Annotated in this window: 14 protein-coding genes and 3 tRNA genes; 11 read left to right on the top strand and 6 right to left on the bottom strand. The window is 70.0% G+C overall.

What is annotated here, in order from left to right:
* Positions 1–52: 52 nt before the first annotated feature.
* Positions 53–3,037, bottom strand: a complete 2,985-nt coding sequence (locus ABZ865_RS18565) for a BTAD domain-containing putative transcriptional regulator (protein WP_361231140.1) — start codon at positions 3,035–3,037, stop codon at positions 53–55.
* A 269-nt stretch (positions 3,038–3,306) separates the two neighbouring features.
* On the bottom strand, positions 3,307–3,486 hold the full coding sequence (locus ABZ865_RS18560) for a hypothetical protein (protein WP_361231138.1): 180 nt from the start codon (positions 3,484–3,486) through the stop codon (positions 3,307–3,309).
* Between the two features lie 279 nt (positions 3,487–3,765).
* On the opposite strand from ABZ865_RS18560, the gene ABZ865_RS18555 reads away from it, so the two are divergent.
* The 9 genes from ABZ865_RS18555 to ABZ865_RS18515 all read left to right on the top strand — a co-directional run bounded on the left by ABZ865_RS18555 (position 3,766) and on the right by ABZ865_RS18515 (position 12,154).
* A complete protein-coding gene (locus tag ABZ865_RS18555; protein ID WP_361231136.1) occupies positions 3,766–4,605 on the top strand; it encodes a 4'-phosphopantetheinyl transferase superfamily protein in 840 nt (279 codons plus the stop codon).
* A 53-nt stretch (positions 4,606–4,658) separates the two neighbouring features.
* Complete coding sequence (locus ABZ865_RS18550; protein ID WP_361231134.1) at positions 4,659–4,982, top strand: 2Fe-2S iron-sulfur cluster-binding protein; 324 nt, start codon at positions 4,659–4,661, stop codon at positions 4,980–4,982.
* A 1-nt stretch (position 4,983) separates the two neighbouring features.
* Complete coding sequence (locus ABZ865_RS18545) at positions 4,984–6,252, top strand: FAD/NAD(P)-binding oxidoreductase (RefSeq protein ID WP_361231131.1); 1,269 nt, start codon at positions 4,984–4,986, stop codon at positions 6,250–6,252.
* Between the two features lie 337 nt (positions 6,253–6,589).
* Positions 6,590–6,664: transfer RNA gene (locus ABZ865_RS18540), tRNA-Asp, on the top strand.
* A gap of 24 nt (positions 6,665–6,688) precedes the next feature.
* Positions 6,689–6,762: transfer RNA gene (locus ABZ865_RS18535), tRNA-Phe, on the top strand.
* A 134-nt stretch (positions 6,763–6,896) separates the two neighbouring features.
* Positions 6,897–7,226 carry a hypothetical protein gene (locus ABZ865_RS18530; protein ID WP_361231129.1) on the top strand — a complete coding sequence of 110 codons (330 nt, stop codon included), beginning with the start codon at positions 6,897–6,899 and terminating at the stop codon, positions 7,224–7,226.
* Between the two features lie 60 nt (positions 7,227–7,286).
* Positions 7,287–11,231 carry an ATP-dependent RNA helicase HrpA gene (hrpA, locus tag ABZ865_RS18525; protein WP_361231127.1) on the top strand — a complete coding sequence of 1,315 codons (3,945 nt, stop codon included), beginning with the start codon at positions 7,287–7,289 and terminating at the stop codon, positions 11,229–11,231.
* A gap of 95 nt (positions 11,232–11,326) precedes the next feature.
* A tRNA-Asp gene (locus ABZ865_RS18520) sits at positions 11,327–11,401 on the top strand.
* 561 nt (positions 11,402–11,962) lie between these two features.
* Entirely contained in the window at positions 11,963–12,154 is a 192-nt protein-coding gene (locus ABZ865_RS18515; protein ID WP_361231125.1) for a DUF6274 family protein, read from the top strand.
* 469 nt (positions 12,155–12,623) lie between these two features.
* On the opposite strand, the gene bldC is transcribed toward ABZ865_RS18515, so the two are convergent.
* Together bldC and ABZ865_RS18505 are read right to left on the bottom strand one after the other, a co-directional pair.
* Entirely contained in the window at positions 12,624–12,830 is a 207-nt protein-coding gene (gene bldC / locus ABZ865_RS18510) for a developmental transcriptional regulator BldC (RefSeq protein WP_003949541.1), read from the bottom strand.
* A 530-nt stretch (positions 12,831–13,360) separates the two neighbouring features.
* Complete coding sequence (locus tag ABZ865_RS18505) at positions 13,361–14,203, bottom strand: hypothetical protein (RefSeq protein ID WP_361231123.1); 843 nt, start codon at positions 14,201–14,203, stop codon at positions 13,361–13,363.
* A 200-nt stretch (positions 14,204–14,403) separates the two neighbouring features.
* On the opposite strand from ABZ865_RS18505, the gene ABZ865_RS18500 reads away from it, so the two are divergent.
* Together ABZ865_RS18500 and ABZ865_RS18495 are read left to right on the top strand one after the other, a co-directional pair.
* Positions 14,404–15,498: a Glu/Leu/Phe/Val dehydrogenase dimerization domain-containing protein gene (locus tag ABZ865_RS18500; RefSeq protein WP_361231121.1), complete on the top strand. Its 1,095-nt coding sequence runs from the start codon at positions 14,404–14,406 to the stop codon at positions 15,496–15,498.
* Positions 15,499–15,859: 361 nt separating this feature from the next.
* Complete coding sequence (locus ABZ865_RS18495; protein ID WP_145885215.1) at positions 15,860–16,108, top strand: DUF3073 domain-containing protein; 249 nt, start codon at positions 15,860–15,862, stop codon at positions 16,106–16,108.
* Positions 16,109–16,192: 84 nt separating this feature from the next.
* Here the strand turns inward: ABZ865_RS18495 and purM are convergent, their stop codons facing one another.
* A complete protein-coding gene (gene purM, locus ABZ865_RS18490; RefSeq protein ID WP_361231119.1) occupies positions 16,193–17,260 on the bottom strand; it encodes a phosphoribosylformylglycinamidine cyclo-ligase in 1,068 nt (355 codons plus the stop codon).
* Positions 17,261–17,294: 34 nt separating this feature from the next.
* Positions 17,295–18,824: an amidophosphoribosyltransferase gene (gene purF / locus ABZ865_RS18485; protein ID WP_361231117.1), complete on the bottom strand. Its 1,530-nt coding sequence runs from the start codon at positions 18,822–18,824 to the stop codon at positions 17,295–17,297.
* Positions 18,825–18,892 lie beyond the last annotated feature (68 nt).

Genomic DNA, 18,892 nt, shown 5'->3' with positions numbered 1-18,892 from the left:
CCTGACCTACTCAGGGACGGGCACCTTCGCGTACGCGGGCGGGGCAGACGCATCAGCCGACCAGGTCGGCCAGCGCTTCCTCTGCCCGGCGGACCCAGATCAGGGCGCCGACCTCGGTCAGCATGTCCTTGGCGCGGCGCAGATGGTCGCAGGCCTCCTCGGTGCGGCCCTGGCTGCGGCTCACCTCCGCCAGCACCAGCCGGACCCGGCCGGCCACCAGCGGGCTGTGGCACTCCTCCGCGACCTCCAGCGCGTCCGCCAGGGTCGTCTCCGCCTGCTGCGCGTTCCCCTGCCGCAGCCGCGCCTCGCCGAGACCGAGCAGCGTGAAGGCCAGCCCGATCCCGTCGGACTTCTCCTTGACGATCCGCACCGCGCGCAGGAACTCCTTCTCCGCGTCGGCCAGTTCGTCCAGCGCGAGATGGACCATGCCCAGCCGGTACAGCGCCTGCGCGAGGTTACGGGTGTCGGCACCCAGCCCCTCCGCCAGCCGTACGGACTCCAGGGCGTAGCTCAGCGCCGCGTCCGGACGGCCCGCGACGAGTTCGGTCTCCGCGATGTTGTGCAGGGTGTGGCACTCCGTGTGCACGTCGCCGACCTCCCGCAGGATGCGCAGCGCCTCCGTGAAGTACCCCATGGCCTCGTCCAGCTGGTCCCGGGCGCGCGCGGTCTGCCCCAGCGAGCGCAGCGCCACCGCCCGGCCGTGGTCCTCGCCGGCCTCCTCGTACAGCCGTACCGACTCGGCCAGGTACGTGAAGCTCTCGTCCATCTGGTTGTGGACCAGCTCGATGCAGCCCAGCGCGAAGAGCATCGCCCCCTGCCCCCGCAGGTCGCCGTTCGCGCGGGCCGCCTCCAGCGCCTCCTCGGAGCAGCGCCGGTAGTCGTCGGTGTAGCTGCGGGTGCCGAAGAAGTAGGACGCCGACACCGTCAGGTCCCACGCCAGGTCGGCCAGCCCCAGCCGCGCCGCCTGCCGCACGGAGGCGACCAGCGCCAGCCGCTCGGTCTCGTACCACTCCAACGGCGCCGCCAGCAGCTCCTCCAGCAGGTCGGAGTCGATCCGGCGGCGCTGCACCGCACTGTGCACCCCGGTCCCCGCACTGGCGCTCTCCCGCCGGTCGGCCTCCTCGGCGATGGTCAGCAGCGTGCGCAGGAACCGGTTCACGGCCGCCGTACGGTCCGGCTCCGACTCCTCCTTGCGCGCGCACTCCCGGGCGTACAGCCGCACCAGGCTGTGCAGGCGGTAGCGCAGCTGACCGGTGGCGTCGACGCTGACGACCTCCAGGAACTGGGCGTCGACCAGATCCTCGATCAGCAGCTCGGCGTCCAGCACCTCCTTGTTGAGCAGCGCCGCCCCCACCCACGCCGTGAAGTCCGGCACGTCCAGCAGACCCAGCCGGCGCAGCAGCCGGGCCGCGTCCTCGGAGAGGTACTTGTAGCTGAGGGCGAGGCTGGCCCGGATCTGCGACTCGCCCTGGCTCAGCTCGTCCAGCCGGCGCCGCTCGTCGGTCAGCCGGTTCACCAGGTATTTCGCCGTCCAGTGCGGCTTGGACGCCAGCCGCGCACCCGCGATCCGCAGCGCCAGCGGCAACCGGTCGCACAGCTCCACCAGCCGGGCCACGTCCTCCGGCGCGGCGGCGATCCGGCGCTCGCCCACGATCGCCGTCAGCAGCTCCACGGCCTCCGGCTCCGACAGCAGCCCCAGATGCACCCGGGCCTGCGACGGCCAGGTGACCAGCTCCTCCATCTGGTCCCGGCTGGTCACCAGCACACAGCAGCGGCCGCCCCCCGGAAGCAGCGGCCGCACCTGGGCGTAGGCACGGGCGTTGTCCAGCACGATCAGCACACTGCGGTCGGTGAGCACGCTGCGGTACAGCGCCACCCGCTCTTCCAGATCGTCGGGTATCTGCTCGCCCGGCACCCCGAGCGAGCGCAGGAACCGGCTCAGCACGTCGTGCGCGGACACCGGCTCGTGGTGCTCGTCGTACCCGCGCAGATCCGCGAAGAGCTGACCGTCCGGGAAGTGCTCCGCGGCCCGGAACGCCCAGCGCATCGCCAGACCGCTCTTGCCGATGCCCGCCGCACCGGTGATCAGACCGATGGTGGAGGTGTTCCCCTCCCCCGCACCGGCCACCAGGCTCTGCAGCGCCGCCAGTTCCTCGATACGGCCGGTGAACGCCGGGACGTCCGGCGGCAGTTCGGACGGCACCGCGAGCGCGGGACCCCCGCCGGCCGGTCCGGACGCGGCGGCCGGCCGTCGCTCCACCACCACCGGCGCGGGCGCCAGCGACGGGTCGTCGCGCAGGATCGCGTCGTGCAGCTCCTTCAGATCGGGCCCCGGCTCGATGCCGAGTTCGTCGATGAACTGGCTGTGCGCGTCCCGATAGGTCTCCATCGCGTCCGCCCGGCGGCCCGAGCGGTACTGGGCGAGCATCAGATGGTGCCGGGTGCGCTCCCGCAGCGGGTGCTCGCGCACCATGGCGGCCAGCCCCGGAATGAGCTCCTGGTGCTGGCCGAGTTCCAGGTGGACGAGGATCGAGTCGTCGTACGCGTTGAGCCGGTGCTCCTCCAGCCGGCCCGCCTCGTCCTCGACGGCCTGACCGCTCACCCCGGCGAACGCCGGACCGCGCCACAGATCGAGCGCACGGGCGTAGGCGTGCGCCGCGTCCGGGAGTTCACCGTCCTTGGCGTGCTGCTCGGCCGCCTGCACCAGCTCGGCGAACCGCAGCGAATCGATGAGATGACCCTCGGTGTTCAGGACATAGCCGGGATGCGCGGTGACGATGACGTCCTCACTGACCCCGGCGCCCTTGAAGATCTTCCGCAGCGCCGCCACACAGATCGCCACCTGCGTACGGGCGGTGGGCGGCGGATTGCTGTTCCACACCGTGTCGACCATGGTGTCCACGGGGACGACCCGACCGGGCGTCAGCAGCAACAGGGCCAGGATCGTCCGCTGCCGCGCGCCACCGAGCGGGACGTTGACGTCCCCCGCGGTCACCGCGAGCGGCCCCAAGACCTTGAAGCTGAGCTGTTCGCCCACTCCAACTCCCCCTGATCGAAGTCCTCAGCTCGGACGGAACCAATGTAGGTCACAGTCCGGGGGGAGTCGCACTCATGGATCGAACGAGGATGATTTCTCGAACACTCCGGTGACGAAGAGAGGCAACGGCCTTCAATCACGCCAACTTTGGCTTGCACCGAACCGTGCGGCCGGGCGGATAACCGGAGCGGAGATTCTTTCGATACGTGCGATGCGTTCGTTCGTTGTCGTGCGTCGGTTCACTGTCGTGCGTTGGTTGCGGGCCGGGACTAGTTGCCCGGCGCGACGCCCCAGTTGCCGCCCTCGGCCAGGACCGTCGTCGAGGTCTCCGCCTTGTGGTCCGCGTCGCTCAGCGTGTGGGTCGCGGCGCCCCCGACGGTCCAGATCGCGGCGCCGGCGACCAGGGCGACGACGGTGGACTTGGCGGCGGTGATCAGGTTCTTGTTCATCTTCATCAGCCCTTCGGGTGGGGCCCCCGGGCTGGTTCCCGGAGGCGCTGCCGTCCTTGTGGCTACGAAGTTAGGAAGCCGCGCTTTCGGCCTGTTATCACGTCGTTTATCGCCGCCAAGCAGGCATTTAACGGCCGTGCCCGTCAGCAATAACGGGCCATGGGGGGAGGGTTTTCCACCCCCGGAGGCGGAGGATTTCCTGCTATCCCGGCACCCCCCTCGGACCGAAAACTCGGTAGTGCGGCAGACGCTCTGCCGCGGTACGGAGGTGAAATCGCAATGACGCCAACCCCGGCACCCGGCACCACGCCGGCTCCGGCACCCGGCGCCGATGCACCGCAGCTCGCCGCCGAGTGCCACATCTGGTCGCTGCCCCCGCTGACCCAGCCCTCTTCCTGGTTCGGTCTGCTGGACAGCACGGAACTGAAGCGCTGCTCGTCCTTCGCCCACGAGCGGGACCTCGCACGCTTCGTCACCGGGAGGATGCTCGCCAAGACGGCCCTGGCCTCACTGCTGGGCACCGGTCCGGAGTCGATCCGCTTCCACACGCGGTGCCCCGACTGCGGCGGCCCGCACGGCAAGCCGCACGTCGTCGGCCTCGGCGCGGGCTGGGAGCTGTCCATCTCGCACTCGGGCGACGTCGTCGCCGTGGCGATCGCGGCCGGCCGGCCGCTCGGCCTGGACGTCGAACGACTCGAACCGTGGCAGGGGCCCGGCCTGCCGCCGGAGTACGAACTCGTCCTCACCCCCGCGGAACGCGCGGCGGTGGAGGCCCTGCCGCCCGAACGGCGGGCCCGCGCCTGCCTCGCCTACTGGACCCGCAAGGAAGCGGTGCTCAAGGCCACCGGAGAGGGACTGAACAAGCCCATGACGGACTTCACCCTCTCCGGCCCGGACGAACCGCCCGCCCTGGTGAGCTGGCATCCGCCGGACCCCGGCCGCCCGGTCCCCGCCCTCGCCGACATCCCCCTCGGAGAGGACTACCACGGGGCCGTCGCCGTCCTGGGAGTGCGCTCGGTCCTGCCGACCGTGCACCGCAGCACCGAGCTGCTGCACGTCAGGCCCCAGCGCAACAAGCTCCGCCCGAACACCAACTACCTTTATTTGCCCGTGAGTTGAATCCCGGAAAGCCCGGCCGCGGGCTTTCCGGGCCCCACCCCGAGGAGCAGACCATGCCCAAGATCACGTACCTCGCGAGCGACCGCACCGAGACCACCCTCGACCTCCCGGTCGGCACCACCCTCATGCGCGGCGCCGTCACCAACGACGTCGACGGCATCGTCGGCCAGTGCGGCGGAGCCGCCCAGTGCGCCACCTGCCACGTCTACGTCGACCTCGAAGGCCTCGACAAGCTCGAGCCCATGGACGAGGAAGAGGACGGGATGCTCGACTTCACCGCCTGCCCGCGCGCCGACAACAGCCGACTCGGCTGCCAGGTCAAGGTCACCGACGCCCTCGACGGCCTGGTCGTCCACATCCCCGAGAGGCAGGACTGAGATGAGCGCGCAGCAGCAGACCGGCCACGTCGTCGTCATCGGCGCCGGACAGGCCGGCCACCAGACGGCGGCGTCCCTGCGGGACCGCGGTCACCAGGGCCCCCTCACCCTCGTCGGCGACGAAGGCGTCCCCCCGTACGAGCGCCCCCCGCTGTCCAAGGCCTACCTCACCGGAGAAGCCGACGCGTCCCAGCTCTGGCTCCGACCCGAGACCTTCTACGAACGCCACGCCATCACCCGCGTCACGGGCACCGCCGTCGCCCTCGACCGGACCGCCCGCACCGTCCGCCTCGCCGACGGCACCCGCCTCGACTACGACCACCTCGTCCTCGCCACCGGCGCCCGCGCCCGCTCCCTCCCCGTCCCCGGCGGCGACCTGGACGGCGTACGCACCCTGCGCACCCTGCGCGACGCCGACCGGCTGCGGGCGGACCTCGCCCGGGCCCGGCAGGTGGTCGTGATCGGCGCCGGATTCATCGGCCTCGAATTCGCCGCCGCGGCCCGCGCGCAAGGGCACGAGGTGACCGTCGTCGAAGCCCTCTGGCGCCCCCTGGCCCGCGTCGCGTCGGCGCCCACGGCCGAGCACTTCACCCGCCTGCACGAGGAACACGGGGTCCGGCTGCTGTTCGGACAGGGCATCGCCGCCCTGCACGACGACGGCACCGGGCATGTGACCGCGGTGGAACTGACCGACGGCCACCGGCTCCCCGCCGACCTCGTGCTGGCCGGTGTCGGGGTCACACCATGCGCGGAGCTGGCCGAGCAGGCCGGCCTCGCGGTCGCCGGCGGGATCGTCACCGACTCCCGGCTGCTGACCAGCGACCCGCGCATCTCGGCCGTCGGCGACTGCGCCCTGTTCCCCCACCCCCGCGCCTCGACACCGCTGCGTATCGAATCCGTCCAGAACGCCGTCGACCACGCCCGCCTGGTCGCCGACCGCCTCACCGGCGCCACCCGCCCCTACGACGACCTGCCCTGGTTCTGGAGCCGTCAGTACGCGACCACCCTCCAGATCGCCGGCCTCGGCCAGGCCCACGACACCGAGCTGACCCTTCCCACCGACGACCCCACCGCCTTCTCGGTCCTCCTCTTCCGCGACGGCGAACTGATCGCCGTGGAATCCGTCAACCGCCCCGCCGACCACATGGCCGCCCGCCGCCTCCTGGCGGACAACGTCCCTCTCACCCCCGACGAGGCGAGCGCCGACGGCTTCACCCTCCGCGGCCACCTCAAGGCCCGCACGGCACCCCGCGTACCGGCGGCCCTATGAGCCACACCAGCCACCCGGCCACACCCCGGGGCACCTCCTGCCCCACCCCCTACCCGGCGACCGCGGCCCACCCCCGCCCGGACCGCCACCCCCTCCGCCCGGCGGAGCCGGCCCCGACCGGACCGGCCCGTACGGCCCGCGGACGCGCAGAGGAGCCCGACCGGCCCCTGGCGCGTCCGCGCACCGCGGACCCCCAACCAGCTCGTTTTCAGAGCACACCCCGTCCTCTGATACGCTGCTCCAGCGACGTCACCCCAGCTGATGGCCACCTCACCGCAGGCGAAAATCACGTTGGGAGCACGCGCACCTCTGTGCGACACTGTCGTACGCAGCGCCTGGTCCTGTGGAGCAGTTTGGAGTGCTCGCCACCCTGTCAAGGTGGAGGCCGCGGGTTCAAATCCCGTCAGGACCGCTGAGGTTTCACGTGAAACCTCGTGGCTGGGTAGCTCAGTTGGTACGAGCGTCCGCCTGAAAAGCGGAAGGTCGCCGGTTCGACCCCGGCCCCAGCCACAACCCGAAGGCCCCGTTCATCAGAACGGGGCCTTCGTCGTGCCGGTGGCGCTTGGCAGTGCAGGTCGGTGGCGCTACGTTCTGGCTGACCGAGGGTGTTGGGGGACGGCATGGGCCGGGACGGGGGCAGGGCTATGGGGGATGTGCAGCTGGAGAGGGACCGGGCTCGGTACGGGTTGCTGGCGGTGATCGTCAGTAATCTCGCGGTGGCCGGGGTCGCGATCTTCGGGGTGTGGCAGCTCGACGCGGACAAGGCGGTGATCGTGGGGGTGCTGACGGCCGCCTTCACCGCTGTGAGCAGCACGACCACCGCGTACCTGGGGATCAAGGCCGTGTCGAACACCGCGAAGTCGCTCGCGCTGGGAGACGGGGCTGCCAGGCATCGCGCGGAGCCGGCCGCATCGGCGCCGCCTGCCGCATCGCCGCCCGCCGCATCGGCGACGCCCGCTCCGGGCACGCCCTGAGGGCACGCGCCGCAATTTCGTTCGCCAGGGATTTCCCCGAGGTGAGATCCTGGATCGCGTATGTCTACGCACCCTGCCTCCGCCCTCGGTACCCTCGCCCCCCGTCTGACCGAGCTGTCGCTGCGCGACGCGCACCGGCTCGGTCGGCGACTCGAGGGCGCGCGCAAGATCCGTAAGCCGGAGGCCCGTGCCGCCGTCCTCGCCGAGATCGAGGCCGAGGTCGGCAGGGCCGAGTCCCGGATGGACGAGCGGCGCTCTCGCGTGCCCGCCGTCACCTACCCCGAGCAGCTGCCCGTCAGCCAGAAGAAGGACGTGATCGCGGCGGCCATCCGCGATCACCAGGTCGTCATCGTCGCCGGTGAGACCGGCTCCGGAAAGACCACGCAGATCCCCAAGATCTGCATGGAGCTGGGCCGTGGCGTGCGCGGCATGATCGGGCACACCCAGCCGCGCCGTATCGCCGCCCGCACCGTCGCCGAGCGGGTCGCGGAGGAGCTGCGCACCCCCCTGGGTGAGGCCGTCGGCTGGAAGGTCCGCTTCACCGACCAGGTGAACCCGGACGCCACCTTCATCAAGCTGATGACGGACGGCATCCTGCTCGCCGAGATCCAGACCGACCGCGAGCTGCGCGCCTACGACACGATCATCATCGACGAGGCCCACGAGCGGTCCCTCAACATCGACTTCCTGCTCGGCTATCTGGCGCAGCTGCTGCCGAAGCGGCCGGACCTGAAGGTCGTCATCACCTCGGCGACCATCGATCCCGAGCGCTTCTCCCGGCATTTCGGCGACGCCCCGATCATCGAGGTCAGCGGGCGGACGTATCCGGTGGAGGTGCGGTACCGGCCGCTCCTGGAGGAGGACTCCGAGGACGCGGACCGGGACCAGATCACGGCCATCTGCGACGCCGTCGAGGAGCTCCGGGCCGAAGGCCAGGGCGACATCCTCGTCTTCCTCTCCGGTGAGCGGGAGATCCGGGACACCGCCGACGCCCTGGAGAAGAAGAAGTACCCGTTCACGGAGATCCTGCCGCTGTACGCGCGGCTCTCGCACGCCGAGCAGCACCGGGTCTTCCAGCCGCATCCCGGACGCCGGATCGTTCTCGCGACCAACGTCGCCGAGACGTCCCTGACCGTCCCGGGCATCAAGTACGTCATCGACCCCGGCTTCGCCCGGATCAGCCGCTACAGCCACCGCACCAAGGTCCAGCGGCTGCCGATCGAGGCGGTCTCGCAGGCCAGCGCCAACCAGCGCAAGGGCCGCTGCGGCCGTACCTCCGACGGCATCTGCATCCGGCTGTACTCCGAGGACGACTTCCTCGCCCGCCCGGAGTTCACGGACGCCGAGATCCTCCGTACGAACCTCGCCTCGGTCATCCTGCAGATGACCGCTGCCGGCCTCGGCGACATCGAGAAGTTCCCGTTCATCGATCCGCCGGACCACCGCAACATCCGTGACGGCGTCCAGCTGCTCCAGGAGCTGCACGCGCTGGACCCGGCCCAGAAGGACCCGCGCAAGCGGCTCACGGACACCGGCCGCAAGCTGGCCCAGCTGCCCGTCGACCCGCGCCTGGCCCGGATGGTCCTGGAGGCCGACAAGAACGGCTGTGTCCGCGAGGTCATGGTCATCGCGGCCGCGCTGTCCATCCAGGACCCGCGCGAGCGCCCGGCGGAGAAGCAGGCCCAGGCCGACCAGCAGCACGCCCGCTTCAAGGACGAGACGAGCGATTTCCTCGCCTATCTGAACCTGTGGCGCTACATCCGCGAGCAGCAGAAGGAGCGCGGCTCCAGCTCCTTCCGCCGGATGTGCAAGCAGGAGTACCTGAACTTCCTGCGCATCCGCGAGTGGCAGGACATCTACACCCAGCTGCGCACGGTCGCCAAGCAGATGGGCATCCACCTCAACGAGGAGGACGCCCCTGCCGACCGGATCCACGGCTCCCTCCTCGCCGGCCTGCTCTCCCACGTCGGGATGAAGGACGTGAAGGACGGCAACAAGAACGAGTACCTGGGCGCACGCAACGCCAAGTTCGCGATCTTCCCGGGCTCGGCGCTGTTCAGGAAGCAGCCGAAGTTCGTGATGTCGGCCGAGCTGGTGGAGACGAGCCGCCTGTGGGCCCGGGTCAACGCGAAGATCGAGCCCGAGTGGGTCGAGCCGCTCGCCGGGCATCTGCTGAAGCGGACGTACAGCGAACCGCACTGGGAGAAGGACCAGGCGGCCGTGATGGCGTACGAGAAGGTGACGCTGTACGGCGTCCCGATCGTCGCCCAGCGCAAGGTGAACTACGGCCGCGTCGACCCCGAGGTCTCCCGCGAGCTGTTCATCCGCAACGCGCTGGTCGAGGGTGACTGGCGTACGCACCACAAGTTCTTCGCGGACAACCGCAAGCTCCTCAGCGAGGTCGAGGAGCTGGAGCACCGGGCGCGGCGCCGGGACATCGTGGTCGACGACGAGACCCTCTTCGACTTCTACGACCAGCGGGTGCCCGAGCACGTCGTCTCCGGCGCGCACTTCGACTCCTGGTGGAAGCGGAAGCGGCACGAGCAGCCCGATTTCCTGGACTTCGAGCGGGAGATGCTCATCCGGGAGTCGGCGGAGGCGGTCACGAAGGCCGACTATCCGGACTCCTGGCGGCAGGGTCCGCTGAAGTTCCGGGTGACGTACCAGTTCGAACCCGGCGCGGACGCCGACGGTGTGACGGTCCACATCCCGCTCCAGGTGCTCAACCAGGTCACCGACGAGGGCTTCGACTGGCAGATCCCGGGTCTGCGCGAGGAGGTCGTGACGGAGCTGATCCGCTCGCTCCCCAAGCCGATCCGCCGCAACTACGTGCCCGCGCCGAACTACGCGAAGGCGTTCCTGGAGAAGGCGGTGCCGCTGCAGGAGCCGCTGACGGTGACGATGGCGCGCGAGCTCAAGCGCATGGTCGGCGTGCCCTTCGAGGCGGACGACTTCGACTGGGCGAAGGTCCCGGACCATCTGAAGATCACCTTCCGGATCGTCGACGAGCGGCGCCGGAAGCTGGCCGAGGACAAGGACCTGGAGGCGCTGAAGCTCCGGCTGAAGCCGAAGGCGAGGCAGGCCCTCTCTCAGGCGGCAGCGGCGACCGCGTCCCGTGAGGGCGGCGAGTCCCTGGAGCGCAGGGGCCTGACCGACTGGACGATCGGCGCGCTCACCCGGGTCTTCGAGACGCGCCGGGCCGGGCAGCCGGTGAAGGCGTACCCGGCGCTGGTGGACGACGGCGACACGGTCTCCGTCCGGCTCTTCGACACGGAGGCCGAGCAGGCGGAGGCCATGTGGAAGGGCACCCGCCGCCTCATCCTGCGCAACATCCCGGTGAACCCGGCGAAGTTCGCGTCCGAGAAGCTGACGAACGCGCAGAAGCTGGCGCTCTCCGCCAACCCGCACGGCTCCATCCAGGCCCTGTTCGACGACTGCGCGACGGCCGCGGCCGACAAGCTGATCGCGGACTTCGGCGGGCCGGTGTGGGACGAGGAGTCGTTCCGGAAGCTGTACGACAAGGTGCGCGCGGAGATCGTGGACACGACGGTCCGCACGGTCGGCCAGGTGCAGCAGGTGCTGGCCGCCTGGCAGGCCTGTGAGCGCCGCCTGAAGGGCGTGAAGAGCCCCGCCCTGCTGGCAAACCTGACGGACGTCCGTAAGCAGGTGGACGCCCTGGTGAAGCCCGGTTTCGTGACCTGGGCGGGGATACGCCGGCTGCCGGACCTCATGCGCTACCTGGTGGCCGTGGACCGGCGTCTGCAGCAGATGCCGACGGGCGTCCAGCGGGACACCACCCGCATGGAGAAGGTCCACGAGATGCAGGACGAGTACGCCTGGCTGCTGGAACAGCTCCCGAAGGGCCGGCCGGTGCCGCAGCAGGTGCTCGACATCCGCTGGATGATCGAGGAGCTCCGGGTCAGCTACTTCGCCCACGCGCTGGGCACGGCGTACCCCGTCTCCGACAAGCGCATCGTGAAGGCGATCGACGCCGCCGTCCCGTAATCGCTCGACCGCACAGAGTGAGTTCGACCAGGACCCCGCCCCTCCTGTACAGTCTCTTCTCGCAGCGCAACGCACCAGCAAGCGCCGCGAAACCTGGTCCTGTGGAGCAGTTTGGAGTGCTCGCCACCCTGTCAAGGTGGAGGCCGCGGGTTCAAATCCCGTCAGGACCGCATAACGAAGGCCCTCATCCAACCGGATGGGGGCCTTCCGCTTTCCCCCCACCACCGGCCACCCCCGCCACGCCGGACGCCGCGCCCGCCGCGGAGCCGCGATCAAACACAGCAAATCCCGCGAGGACCGCAGAACGAAGACCCTCACCCCACCAGACGGGGCCTTCCGCTTGCCCCCGACACCCACCCGCCATCCCAGTCATGGCGGAGGCCGCGCCCGCGGCGGAGCCGCAATCAAACGCAGCAAATCCCGTCAGGACCGCAGAACGAAGGCCCTCATCCAACCGGATGAGGGACTTCCACTTTCCCGACACGAGCCCTTCCGCAGGCCGGCATCCACTCGACGCCCGGTCCGCACGATCCAGCCCGTCCGGCGTTCGAGGACGAGGCCCGTTCAGGGCCGATGCGGGGGTCCGGGGGCGGCGCCCCCCGGGATGGGGCACCCCGGCGCCGTACACCCGGCCGAACCGGCGGAGCCGCTCGCGGTCTTGACGACGTCACTTTCCGCCGGTACCCAGAAACCAGGCCTCGTTTCCCCTGTGCGGCCTCCGGAGGTGGGGTATGGCGGCATCGGCCAGGCACGAGACGCGGGCGCTCCTGAGGGCGCATCTGTCGGCCGCCTCGTCCTACCGGCATCTGACCCGCCACTGCCCGATCTGCCATCACCTCCTGCGGCTCGCCATGGACGCCGGCACCCACACCCCGGACGCGAGCGAGGAGGTCGTGGAGGAGGAGAGCCCGCAGAGCGCCTGACCGGCTCCGGTGGCTCCGGGCTCAACACCCGTACGCGCATGGGCCGGTGGAACGCCCGCCTCCACTAGCGCACACATGCCGACGGCAACAAGCACCCCGGCATGTGACGGGAGTCACCGGATGAGTTTTTGAAACGGTGGCACTTACCCCCCTCCTACAACTGGTCAATTTAATATGTGCAATTGCACCCTCCCCAGGGGTCGCACACAGCCGTTCCGACACCCCTCCCCAGACTCCGACAAGCCCGCTCAGGGCCCCTCACGCCACCCCGACCAGCGCACAAAAAAGATCGCGCTGGACCCGGCGGAGTCCAGCGCGATCTACGACGCACCCTGTGTCACGTGCCTACAACGTTCTTATCGGCCTGGGCGTGGGGCCTGTTGGGGCAGGTCCCGCGTCGCTTGGAGCTAGGGTTCCGGGCGCTTCGGCGGGTTGGGGGACCAGCCGCTTTGCCCGGTTATGGAGTTGTTCAGGCCTCGCTGCGCTGCTGCGGGATACCCGCCAGCAGGGCACGAACCTCGGCCTCGCGGTAGCGGCGGTGCCCGCCGAGCGTACGAATGGACGTGAGCTTGCCGGCCTTCGCCCACCGCGTGACCGTCTTGGGGTCGACACGGAACATGGTGGCGACCTCAGCCGGGGTCAGCAGCGGCTCGGCATCAGGGGTGCGAGCGGTCATGAGCGGCCTCCTCGGGAGAACCGAACCTTCTCGGTTCTTTCCTCTAAATTCTGCACCTTGACCCGCGTTGCCCGAAATGGCGGACGCGAGTCGAGTCGGTTATAGGACGAACGGCTTGTCCTCGGCACTACAACTACACCATCTGTCCAGCCGCGTCGGCCAAACCGATGGAATTGCCCTCCCAGGTGTTCATCAGCGACGGAAGCCGATGGACCATGCCATAGCGGACAGTCACGCCACTGTGACGATCAGTCACAGTGGCGATCAGGAGGCACGAGACCCCCCAAAGCGTGCAATGCAGAGATTCCGCCCACAGTGGAGCATAGTTGGACGGAAGGAGACCTCCCCGGGCTCCTTGTCCTATTTTGGCATGAGGGTCAGCAACAGGCGCAAGAGCCCTGTAAGTGCCGTCCGTCACCCTTGAGACAAAGGCCCGGATCGGGACCAACGTCCCGTCAGGTGGACCAAGTGGCGTAGACCGTACGCTGTTCGATGCCTTTTCGACCGTGACGTACGTCACTCGGCGCGACTCAGTTCGCGGAGCGCAGCTCCCGCACCGCACGCCACCGCTCCACGAGCCGCCCGTACGCCTCCGCGGCGGCCGTCGCGTCTCCCTGGCGCAGCGCCTCGATGCCCGCGGCCACGTCCGCCGCCGAGTGGTCGTCCTCCAGTTCGCCGGCCGGCACCACGTGCACCAGGCCGCCGTAGTCCAGCTCCACCAGCGAGCGCGGATGGAACTCCTCCAGCCAGCGGCCGACGTCCACCAGGCCGTCGATCAACGGCCCTTCCTCGATGGCGTCCTTGAGCGCCCGCAGCCCCCGCGCCACCCGCCGCCGGGCCTGCACCATCGGCGTGCGGTAGCGCAGCATCGGCGGCACCTCGCCGGTCCCCTTGTCGAACCGGCGCTCCTCGTCGGAGACCAGCACGAACCAGTTCAGCGGCACCTGCCAGGTCGCGGTGCGGATCCAGGGCCGGGCGTCGGGGTTGCGGGCGAGCCAGCGCTCGTAGTCCTGGGCGGCCTGGTGGCGCACCAGCGGCGGCAGCACCGCGTCCAGCACCGTCCGGGGCAGCTCGGACGCGAGGTCGCCGAGGGCCTGCCAGCCGCGCAGCCGGGTCCGCCAGGGGCAGACGCAGGTGACGCCGTCGACGTCCAGCACGAAGGCGTCACCGCTCTCGTGCACCGGCACCGCGACGGGCGGGGTGGGCAGCAGGTCGGCCAGCGAGCGGCGCAACTCGTCCTGGTAGGAGGGCCGGTCGGGGCGACGCGCGTAGCGGGCCCAGTGGGTGCGCTCGGGCTCGGGGAAGGCGGCCAGCGGCTCGTACACGCGCAGGTACGCGGCATAGGGGACGACCACGGAGGACACCTTGGGCACGCCTGCTCCCTCCCCATCGGACCCGGCTCGAAACCACAGCAAATCGTCCCACGGTCATGCGTGCGCACACGGCGCGGGAGAGTGATCCTGAACACTGCGCGGATGGTGAGTGGGCCGAGGCTCTACGCTCATGCCACAGCTCCCCGCCACCCGTACGGGGACTGTCCCCACTCGCCGCTACTTACACAGGAGTCACCACAGTGACCGACGTAACCGGCGCACCTGCTGATGTCCTGCACACCCTGTTCCACTCGGACCAGGGGGGCCATGAGCAGGTCGTGCTCTGCCAGGACCGCGCCACCGGCCTGAAGGCCGTGATCGCCATCCACTCCACCGCCCTGGGCCCGGCCCTCGGCGGTACGCGCTACTACCCGTACGCGACCGAGGCCGAGGCTGTCGCCGACGCCCTCAACCTCGCGCGCGGGATGTCGTACAAGAACGCCATGGCCGGTCTGGACCACGGCGGCGGGAAGGCCGTGATCATCGGCGACCCCGAGCGCGACAAGACCGAGGAGCTGCTGCTCGCCTACGGGCGCATGGTCGCCTCCCTCGGCGGTCGCTACGTCACCGCGTGCGACGTCGGCACGTACGTCGCCGACATGGACGTGGTCGCCCGCGAATGCCGCTGGACCACCGGGCGGTCCCCCGAGAACGGCGGCGCCGGCGACTCCTCCGTGCTCACCGCCTTCGGCGTCTACCAGGGCATGCGCGCCTCCGCCCAGCACCTGTGGGGCGACCCCTCGCTGCGCGGCCGCAAGGTGGGCATCGCCGGTGTCGGCAAGGTCGGCCACCACCTGGTGGAGCACCTGCTGGCCGAGGGCGCGCAGGTCGTGATCACGGACGTGCGCCGCGAGGCCGTCGGCCGGATCTCGGACCAGCACCCGACCGTGCAGGTGGTCGCCGACACCGAGGAGCTGATCCGGGTCGAGGGGCTCGACATCTACGCCCCCTGCGCCCTCGGCGGCGCCCTGAACGACGACTCCGTGCCGGTGCTCACCGCGAAGATCGTCTGCGGTGCCGCCAACAACCAGCTCGCCCACCCGGGTGTGGAGAAGGACCTCGCCGACCGCGGGATCCTCTACGCGCCGGACTACGTGGTGAACGCGGGCGGCGTCATCCAGGTGGCCGACGAGCTGCACGGGTTCGACTTCGACCGGTGCAAGGCGAAGGCGTCGAAGATCTTCGACACCACCCTGGCGATCTTCGCACGTGCGAAGGACGACGGGATTCCGCCGGCCGCGGCGGCCGACCGGATCGCCGAGCAGCGGATGGCCGAGGCCCGCGCCGCACGCTGAGCCGCGCACCTTCCCGCACGGCCGAAACCGTGCGGGAAGCGCAAAAAAGCCGTAAATGACCCGCGATCGGGTGTCCGATCGCACGCATGAGCGGTACCCGCCGGCGGGAACTTCGAGAGAACTCTCACTTCCACCGGCGGGTCGTACCCCGATAAGTGGTTAAAATCGCCACTGACCAGCGAGGACGGGGCACCTCGAGGGTCCAGGGCACACGCGCGTGCTGCGGGCGACGTACCGTATGGGCGCGGGCTCAGGTACCGTGGAAGCCCTACGGACCGGCCTCTCTGCGGAGGGTCCGTTCCGGATCATGAACGCGTCAGACTCTGGGGCCGTCGAGCCCCGTCACCGAGGGGGTCGAGCCATGGGGCGCGGCCGGGCCAAGGCCAAGCAGACAAAGGTCGCCCGCCAGCTGAAGTACAACAGCGGTGGGACTGACCTGTCACGTCTGGCCAATGAACTGGGCGCATCGACTTCGAGCCAGCCGCCGAACGGCGAGCCGTTCGAGGACGATGAGCATGACGAGGATGACCTGTACTCGCGCTACGCCGACCTCTATGAGGACGACGAGGACGAGGACGAAGGTCCCTCACAGCACCGTCGCGGCGCTTGACCTTGCTTTGAGCACCTGCCCGGTCGGTGGCACTGCCACCGACCGGGTTCTGTGCTACCCGCAGGTTCAGGGGCCACGGCGCTCTCAGACCGCGTAGGTCCCGACCAGCTCGGCGCCGGTCTCCTTGTCGCCGCGGTCGGTGATCTCGCCCGTGACCCACGCCTCGACCCCGCGGTCGGCCAGCGTGGCCAGGGCCACCTCGGTGGACTCCTGCGGGACGATCGCCATCATGCCGACGCCCATGTTCAGGGTCTTCTCCAGCTCCAGGCGCTCGACGTTCCCGGTCTTCCCGACCAGGTCGAAGATCGCGCCCGGGGTCCAGGTGGAGCGGTCGACGGTGGCGTGCAGCGCGTCCGGGATGACCCGGGCGAGGTTGGCCGCGAGCCCGCCGCCGGTGATGTGGCTGAACGCGTGCACCTCGGTGGTGCGGGTCAGCGCCAGGCAGTCCAGCGAGTAGATCTTCGTGGGCTCCAGCAGCTCCTCGCCGAGGGTGCGGCCCAGCTCCGCGATCTCCGACTCCAGGGCCAGGCCCGCCGTGTTCAGCAGGACGTGGCGGACCAGGGAGTACCCGTTCGAGTGAAGCCCGGACGACGCCATGGCGATCACCGCGTCACCCTTACGGATACGATCCGCGCCCAGCAGCCGGTCGGCCTCCACGACACCCGTACCGGCGCCGGCGACGTCGAAGTCGTCCTCGCCCAGCAGACCCGGGTGCTCGGCCGTCTCGCCGCCCACCAGGGCGCAGCCGGCCAGCACACAGCCCTCCGCGATGCCCTTGACGATCGCGGCGACCCGCTCGGGGTGGACCTTGCCGACGCAGATGTAGTCCGTCATGAACAGCGGCTCGGCACCGCACACCACGATGTCGTCCATGACCATGGCGACCAGGTCGTGGCCGATGGTGTCGTAGACGCCCATGCGGCGCGCGACGTCGACCTTCGTGCCGACGCCGTCCGTGGCGGAGGCGAGCAGCGGGCGCTCGAAGCGCTTGAGGGCGGAGGCGTCGAAGAGCCCGGCGAAGCCGCCGAGGCCGCCCAGGACCTCGGGGCGCTGGGTCTTCTTCACCCACTCCTTCATCAGCTCGACGGCGCGGTCGCCCGCCTCGATGTCGACGCCCGCCGCTGCGTAGCTGGCACCAGTTGTCTCAGACATGACTGTGAGAGCTTTCGTGTCGTACTGCAGGGTGTTACGGGCGACGGATCGCGTCGGCCGCGGCCGTGGCGGCGGGACCGGCTGCCAGCTCGGTCTCCAGGAGCTGCTTGCCGAGCAGCTCGGGGTCCGGGAGCTCCATCGGGTACTCGCCGTCGAAGCAGGCGCGGCACAGGTTCGGCTTGGCGATGGTGGTCGCCTCGATCATGCCGTCGATGGAGATGTAGGCCAGGGAGTCGGCGCCGAGCGACGTGCCGATCTCCTCGATCGTCATGCCGTTGGCGATGAGTTCCGCGCGGGTGGCGAAGTCGATGCCGAAGAAGCAGGGCCACTTCACGGGCGGCGAGGAGATCCGGATGTGGACCTCGGCGGCGCCCGCCTCGCGCAGCATGCGCACGAGAGCCCGCTGGGTGTTGCCGCGCACGATCGAGTCGTCCACGACGACCAGGCGCTTGCCCTTGATGACTTCCTTCAGCGGGTTCAGCTTCAGCCGGATACCGAGCTGGCGGATGGTCTGGGAGGGCTGGATGAAGGTACGGCCGACGTACGCGTTCTTCACGAGACCCGCGCCGAAGGGGATGCCGGAGGCCTCCGCGTAGCCGATGGCGGCCGGGGTGCCGGACTCCGGGGTCGCTATGACCAGGTCGGCCTCGACCGGGGCCTCCTTGGCGAGGCGGCGGCCCATCTCCACGCGGGAGAGGTACACGTTCCGGCCGGCGATGTCGGTGTCCGGGCGGGCCAGGTACACGTACTCGAAGACACAGCCCTTGGGCTTCGCTTCCGCGAACCGGGAGGCGCGCAGGCCGTTCTCGTCGATGGCGACGAACTCGCCCGGCTCGATCTCCCGCACGAAGCTGGCACCGCAGATGTCCAGGGCGGCGGTCTCGGAGGCGACCACCCAGCCGCGCTCCAGGCGGCCGAGGACCAGCGGGCGGATGCCCTGCGGGTCACGGGCGGCGTAGAGGGTGTGCTCGTCCATGAAGACGAGCGAGAAGGCGCCCTTGACCTGCGGAAGGACCGCGTGGGCGGCTTCCTCGATGGTCAGCGGCTTGCCGTCCTCGTCGACCTGGGCGGCCAGCAGGGCCGTCAGCAGGTCGGTGTCGTTGGTGGCCGCCACCCGGGTGGAGCGGCCGTTGCCGTCCTTGGGGAGCTTGGCGACCATCTCGGCCAGCTCGGCCGTGTTGACCAGGTTGCCGTTGTGGCCGAGCGCGATCGAACCGTGCGCGGTGGCGCGGAACGTCGGCTGGGCGTTCTCCCACACGGAGGCGCCGGTGGTCGAGTAGCGGGCGTGTCCGACCGCGATATGACCCTGGAGCGAACCTAGAGAGGTCTCGTCGAAGACCTGGGAGACGAGGCCCATGTCCTTGAAGACGAGGATCTGAGAGCCGTTGCTGACCGCGATTCCCGCGGATTCCTGGCCTCGATGCTGGAGGGCGTAGAGCCCGAAGTACGTGAGCTTTGCGACCTCTTCACCCGGAGCCCAGACACCGAAGACGCCGCAAGCGTCCTGGGGGCCTTTTTCGCCGGGAAGCAGATCGTGATTGAGTCGACCGTCACCACGTGGCACGCCACCGAGTGTAGGCGAGGTCGACCACTGGTCCGAATTGGGGATACGCGCCCGTAACGCGGCCGGCT

The sequence above is a fragment of the Streptomyces sp. NPDC047085 genome, from assembly GCF_040643735.1.
Classification (GTDB): domain Bacteria; phylum Actinomycetota; class Actinomycetes; order Streptomycetales; family Streptomycetaceae; genus Streptomyces.
Note: the sequence above shows the minus strand (reverse complement) of the source record. Positions and strands in the feature narration are given on the sequence as shown.

Coding starts and splice junctions, on each gene's coding strand:
- ABZ865_RS18495 (WP_145885215.1), top strand. CDS start 15,860: ATGGGGCGCGGCCGGGCCAAGGCCAAGCAGACAAAGGTCGCCCGCCAG.
- hrpA (WP_361231127.1), top strand. CDS start 7,287: ATGTCTACGCACCCTGCCTCCGCCCTCGGTACCCTCGCCCCCCGTCTG.
- ABZ865_RS18550 (WP_361231134.1), top strand. CDS start 4,659: ATGCCCAAGATCACGTACCTCGCGAGCGACCGCACCGAGACCACCCTC.
- ABZ865_RS18555 (WP_361231136.1), top strand. CDS start 3,766: ATGACGCCAACCCCGGCACCCGGCACCACGCCGGCTCCGGCACCCGGC.
- ABZ865_RS18545 (WP_361231131.1), top strand. CDS start 4,984: ATGAGCGCGCAGCAGCAGACCGGCCACGTCGTCGTCATCGGCGCCGGA.
- ABZ865_RS18515 (WP_361231125.1), top strand. CDS start 11,963: ATGGCGGCATCGGCCAGGCACGAGACGCGGGCGCTCCTGAGGGCGCAT.
- purM (WP_361231119.1), bottom strand. CDS start 17,260: ATGTCTGAGACAACTGGTGCCAGCTACGCAGCGGCGGGCGTCGACATC.
- ABZ865_RS18560 (WP_361231138.1), bottom strand. CDS start 3,486: ATGAACAAGAACCTGATCACCGCCGCCAAGTCCACCGTCGTCGCCCTG.
- bldC (WP_003949541.1), bottom strand. CDS start 12,830: ATGACCGCTCGCACCCCTGATGCCGAGCCGCTGCTGACCCCGGCTGAG.
- ABZ865_RS18530 (WP_361231129.1), top strand. CDS start 6,897: ATGGGGGATGTGCAGCTGGAGAGGGACCGGGCTCGGTACGGGTTGCTG.